Consider the following 5,565-nt stretch of genomic DNA (forward strand, 5'->3'; position numbering starts at 1 on the left):
AGATGTAGCATTTGCGCTCGTGCTCATCTTGATTGCAGCTCCAGTCATGATTGCCTGCGCCTTACTGATTAAGTACGAATCAGAAGGCCCCATCTTATTTCAACAAACACGTTTAGGCAAATACAACCGAGTCTTTAAAGTGATTAAATTTCGGACGATGCGTATCCAAACACTAGATGCTGGACAAGAGCTGACCGATAGGCAGCGGATCACAAAAGTTGGAGCATTTTTAAGAAAGACCAGTATCGATGAACTTCCTCAATTATTTAATATTTTAATGGGGGAAATGAGCTTTATTGGACCTCGGCCCTTGCTGCCCCAATATCTTACCTTATATGACCAAAATCAGCAGAGAAGACATGAAGTGACTTCTGGTATTTCTGGTTGGGCGCAAGTAAACGGCAGAAACGCGATCAGCTGGGATGAAAAATTTAAACTGGATATTTATTATGTTGATCACATCAGTTTTGTATTAGATTTAAAAATTTTGTTTCTAACTATTTACCAAGTGCTGAGACGAAAAGATGTGGATCATTCTAGAGTGGACACGATGCCGTTCTTTAAAGGAGAGCCAGAGTAAAAAAGGTCATAAACTGCTTTTGAAATTAATCTAAGAAAGAAGTGATGAGGAATGAACCGGATTTTATTATCTTCTCCCCATATGTCAGGCAAGGAACAAATGTATGTTAACGAAGCTTTTGAGACAAATTGGGTTGCTCCGTTAGGTCCAAATGTCTCAGCTTTTGAAAAAGAATTGGCAGCTTACGTGAATACGAAAGGTGCAGCGTTAACAAATTCAGGTACTGCAGCTATTCATTTAGCTTTAAGCATTTTAGGCGTAGGAAAAGGCGATAGCGTATTCTGTTCTTCTTTTACTTTTGTTGCTAGTGCAAATCCGGCAATTTATTTGGGAGCGCATGTAACCTTTATTGATTCTGAACCAGAAACTTGGAATATGTCTCCTCAAGCTCTTGAACGAGCCCTTTCAGATGCAAAGAAAATGGGGCAGTTACCTAAAGTAATTGTCGTGGTCCACCTTTATGGTCAATCAGCTAAAATGGCTGAATTACTTGAAGTTGCTGATCAATATGGAGTCCCTATTGTAGAAGATGCTGCTGAATCATTGGGTTCTGACTACAAAGGGAAGAAAAGCGGGACATTCGGGAAAATTGGTATTTATTCCTTTAATGGGAACAAGATCATTACCACATCCGGTGGAGGTGCATTGGTTTCAGAAGATGAAGAATTAGTGGAAAAAGCTGTTTTTTTAGCAACCCAAGCCCGAGATACAGCGCCGCATTATCAGCATTCTGTAACAGGATACAATTACCGGATGAGCAATGTGAGTGCCGGTATCGGCCGAGCCCAGTTGGAAGTTTTAGATGAACGCGTTTTTCAAAGAAGACAAGTATATGAACGGTATGTTGAAGAACTTTCTTCTATTGAAGGGCTTCAGTTCATGCCGGAATTAACCGGCACTAAATCAAATCGGTGGCTGACTGCTTTAACATTTGATCCAAGAATCATGCCGATTACACCTTACGAAGTAATGGACCTGTTGAATAAAGAAAATATTGAAACGCGTGTTTTATGGAAACCGCTGCATTTACAACCTGTGTTCGAAAATTCGAGATTCTATAAACACCATGAGCAGGAACAAGCCGTTTCTGAAACTTTATTTATCCGGGGATTGTGTCTTCCTTCAGGTTCGAATATGACCGTTGAAGAGCAAGATTTCGTTATTCATCAATTAAAACAGGTCATAAAACAGCCTCTTTTGATCAAGCAAATTATTTAGCTAAAGGAGCGGATCGCAATGGAAAAAGTTCTCATGTTAGCTTCTGTTTCATCCATGATTTATCAATTTAATATGCCGAATATCCGTTTATTGCTCAAACAAGGGTATGAAGTTCATGTAGCTGCAAATTTTGAACAAGGCAGTCCTACTTCTAAAGAAAATGTGAATGAGTTTAAACAAGAATTAGCGCAATTAGGCGTTATTTATCACCAAGTTGATTGTAAGCGAGGAGCAGGAGATTTAACTTCTCATATTCATTCATTCAGGCAAATCAGAAAATTATTGCTAACCCATCATTTTTCTTTTATTCATTGTCACACTCCTATAACAGGAGCTTTAACAAGAATAGCAGCAAGGAAGATGGGGGTCCCGGTAATTTATACAGCGCATGGTTTTCATTTTTTTGACGGCGCTCCAATGAAGAATTGGTTGTTTTATCCAATAGAAAGAGTGTTATCCAAATACACAGATGTACTAGTAACGATCAACCAAGAGGATTTTAACCGAGCTAATCAGGACTTTAAAATGAAAAATATTCAATATATTCCAGGAGTTGGATTGAATACTAGCGCTTTTCGCGACGTGATCGTAGATAAAAAGCAAGTGCGTTCAGAGATAGGAATACCGGAAGATGCCATATTGATGTTTTCAGTTGGAGAAGTTACTAGCAGAAAAAATCATGAAACGGCTATTCGGGCATTGGCTAAGGCAGAAAATAAAAAACTTTATTATATTATTTGCGGTCAAGGAAAACTAGAAGCTCATTTGAAACATTTGTCAAAAGAATTGGGAATTGAAGATCGTGTTTTGCTATTAGGATTTAGAAAAGACATTGCTCAATTATGTAAGTCTTCAGATATTTATGTTTTCCCTTCTCAAAGAGAAGGACTGGGGATAGCAGCAATTGAAGGAATGGCAAGCGGGTTGCCATTGATTTCATCCTATGTCAACGGTATTAGAGATTATACGCGTAATGAAGAAACCGGCTTTTGTTTAGATCCTTTTGATGTTGAAGGGTTTGCAAAAGCAATGGATAAGTTAGGTGGAGATTCTGATTTAAGACACACAATCGGCAAAAAGAACAGCGAAGCTGCCAAACGGTTTGATATCAAAAATGTAAATAATCTGATGGAACATATTTATCTGGAAATGAGTTATACCACTGCACCGAAAACAGAGCTTTTGATGAACAAAGAACAAATAAAAGTTGAGTAAGAGCATATCAGCCAAAGAAAGAGACTGACCCGGAGGTGAAACAAGTGAGGAAAAGCAAACTTCTTTATTTGACCATGCAGCAAATTTTATTTTTAATGTATTTTCTAATGAGTTATTTTGTTTATACAATAGCGCTTAAAGAAGGAAACGAAGGAGTTGCCATACAATTTCTTGGAGGAAAAGATGATGGATTCTTCTATTGGGAACAGGTTAAAAATATTGTTTCAGGAGAAACTGCTATCCTCACTTCGATTTATCCTTTGATTATTGGATACGTGGTTAAGGTGACCGGAATAGAAGATGTTTACATTATCCGGTTGTTCAATTATATAGGATTTGTTGGTTTTGTTTTTATTAGTGTCTGGCTGATTGATCTTATTTTCAAATTGAGTAGCAGTCAGAAAGCTGGCGACATGACCACTGAACGCGCCAACTCGAAAACGGTGCTTATTTTATCCTATATGTGTTATATCAATTTGATGATGTATGCCACCTTTTCAATTTATCGTGACATCTGGATCATGTTCTTTTATGCAGCTTCGGTGCTTTTAAGTGTCATTATTATCTTCGTACCTAAAGAAGGCTATGCGGCTTTGATTTTGTTGATTCCTAGTTTATGGATGCTGGGTGAATTAAGGTTTTATGCAGCTGGTTCGTTTCTCATCACGGTTATTCTTTATTATTTATACAAAAAAATCAAACAAGTTAAAAGACCGTTTCTAATTATTGGCATTTTTCTTGCCCTATTCATTTTTTATTATACCTTTTTAATCAATTACCAAATCCCTTACTTAAAAATGTCGTTAGGAGATGCCTTGGATTATCGAAACAGTGCATTAACAAACTTTTCCGGCGGAAGCCAAATGTTTATCAATCTAAAACAATATTTCTTTGGTGCTTTTTTTGTCAATTATTTCCACAGTTATTTAGGTAATTCAATTGGGCCTCTCCCATGGCACATCAACGGATTCAGTACACTGTTCTTGTTTGTTATCGAGACTGGACCAATGGTACTGATTCTGCGGTACTTATGGATAAAAAGAGCTTTGCTGACAGCAATCCATCGTTATATTTTATTACATGCTTTTGTTTGGTTTGGAATGATTGGACTTTCAAATGATAACGTGGGGACGGCTGCTAGATTGAGAATGATCGGCTGGGTTTTGATTCTGATTGTTTTCGCTACAGTTTACAGCAAAGTTCAAAGTGATAAAGAAAAAACAGTTCGATTAGCTATTACTAACGATAAAAAAGAAACAAAAAGTACAGAAAAGGAGTGAAGAGATTTGAAAAAAGCTGTCTTTGTGGTCAAGTCATTGACCAACGGTGGAATCGAGCATTCATTGGTCAATTTGATCAATCATCTTGAACAGTACGAAATCACTCTACTGTTATCTAAAAATTTTGCTCCTTTACTGCCATTAATTAAAAAGCCGATTAAAGTCAAGTACCTAACAGATACAGGAAAAGGAATTGATACTAGGATTTATCTGAAAGAAGCTTATAAAAGAAAACAATGGGTATCATTGTTACAGGCTAGTTGGAGAATCGGATTTTATCTTGTTTCAAAGGATATGATTCCCTTAAATAATTACTATTTGAAATCTTATCCGATGGAAGATGAAGAGTATGATATAGCAGTAGCGTATGATGGGGGATTGCGTGCTACCTCTTCTTACGTCATTCAAAAAATCAAAGCTAAAAAGAAAATTATGTGGGTGCATGAGGATTATTCAAAACTAGTTCAGGCTGAAAAACGAACTGGCGGAACAGTGTTTACACATTTTGATCAAATCTTTTGTGTTTCCAAAGGAGCAAAAGAAAAATTTGATGAATTGTATCCTGAATTAACAGAGAAGACAAGCGTTTTTTATTCCATTTATAGTAAAAATGATTTCTATGCAAAAGCAGAAAATAAGCAAAGTCATTATGATCATCCAGGAATGAAAATTTTAACAGTCGCCCGTTTGGGTGAGGAAAAAGGGCATGATTTGATTCCAGAAGTTATTTCCAGATTAAAAGAAGAAGGCTATAACTTTCACTGGTATCTTATTGGAGACGATGATGGAGTCAAAGTAAAATTAGAAAAAGAAATCAAAAATCGAGAATTATCAGCTTATTTAACCTTGATGGGCGGCATGAAGAACCCCTTCCCTTATTATCGAGACTGTGATATTTATGTTCAGCCTTCAAAACAAGAAGGGTACTGCATGTCCATGGTCGAAGCAATGGCTTTTGGAAAACCAATTGTTGCGACTAATTTTTTAACAGCTAAAGAATTTATCCATGCTCACGGGTCAGATGGCTTAATTGCTGATATTACTAGTCAGTCTCTTTATGAGAATGTTAAAAGGTTATTAGATGACAAAAAATTACGGACAAGCATCAGTGAACACTATTTGAAAAAAACAATTGATACTTCAACTGAGATTGAAAAATTTTATGCCCTCTAAACTAACTTCTAAAAGGAGTGAGTACTTAATGAAAAAAGTTGTTTTTGTCATTAGAAGTTTAACTAATGCCGGGACTGAACAATCGTTAATTAAATTAAT

5 protein-coding genes are annotated in these 5,565 nt (G+C 36.5%); all 5 read left to right on the forward strand.

The window, feature by feature from the left end:
- Positions 1 to 580: sugar transferase (locus tag RT405_RS12880; RefSeq protein ID WP_313470205.1), on the forward strand; the 580-nt coding region annotated here is incomplete at its 5' end.
- A gap of 51 nt (positions 581 to 631) precedes the next feature.
- Positions 632 to 1,798, forward strand: coding sequence for an aminotransferase class I/II-fold pyridoxal phosphate-dependent enzyme (locus RT405_RS12885; protein WP_313470206.1), 1,167 nt, complete (start codon positions 632 to 634; stop codon positions 1,796 to 1,798).
- A gap of 18 nt (positions 1,799 to 1,816) precedes the next feature.
- Complete coding sequence (locus RT405_RS12890; RefSeq protein ID WP_313470208.1) at positions 1,817 to 3,013, forward strand: glycosyltransferase family 4 protein; 1,197 nt, start codon at positions 1,817 to 1,819, stop codon at positions 3,011 to 3,013.
- Positions 3,014 to 3,057: 44 nt separating this feature from the next.
- Entirely contained in the window at positions 3,058 to 4,293 is a 1,236-nt protein-coding gene (locus RT405_RS12895) for a hypothetical protein (RefSeq protein WP_313470210.1), read from the forward strand.
- Positions 4,294 to 4,299: 6 nt separating this feature from the next.
- Positions 4,300 to 5,466 carry a glycosyltransferase gene (locus RT405_RS12900; RefSeq protein ID WP_313470213.1) on the forward strand — a complete coding sequence of 389 codons (1,167 nt, stop codon included), beginning with the start codon at positions 4,300 to 4,302 and terminating at the stop codon, positions 5,464 to 5,466.
- The last annotated feature ends 99 nt before the right edge of the window (positions 5,467 to 5,565 follow it).

It is taken from the genome of Carnobacterium sp., assembly GCF_032094055.1.
Classification (GTDB): domain Bacteria; phylum Bacillota; class Bacilli; order Lactobacillales; family Carnobacteriaceae; genus Carnobacterium_A.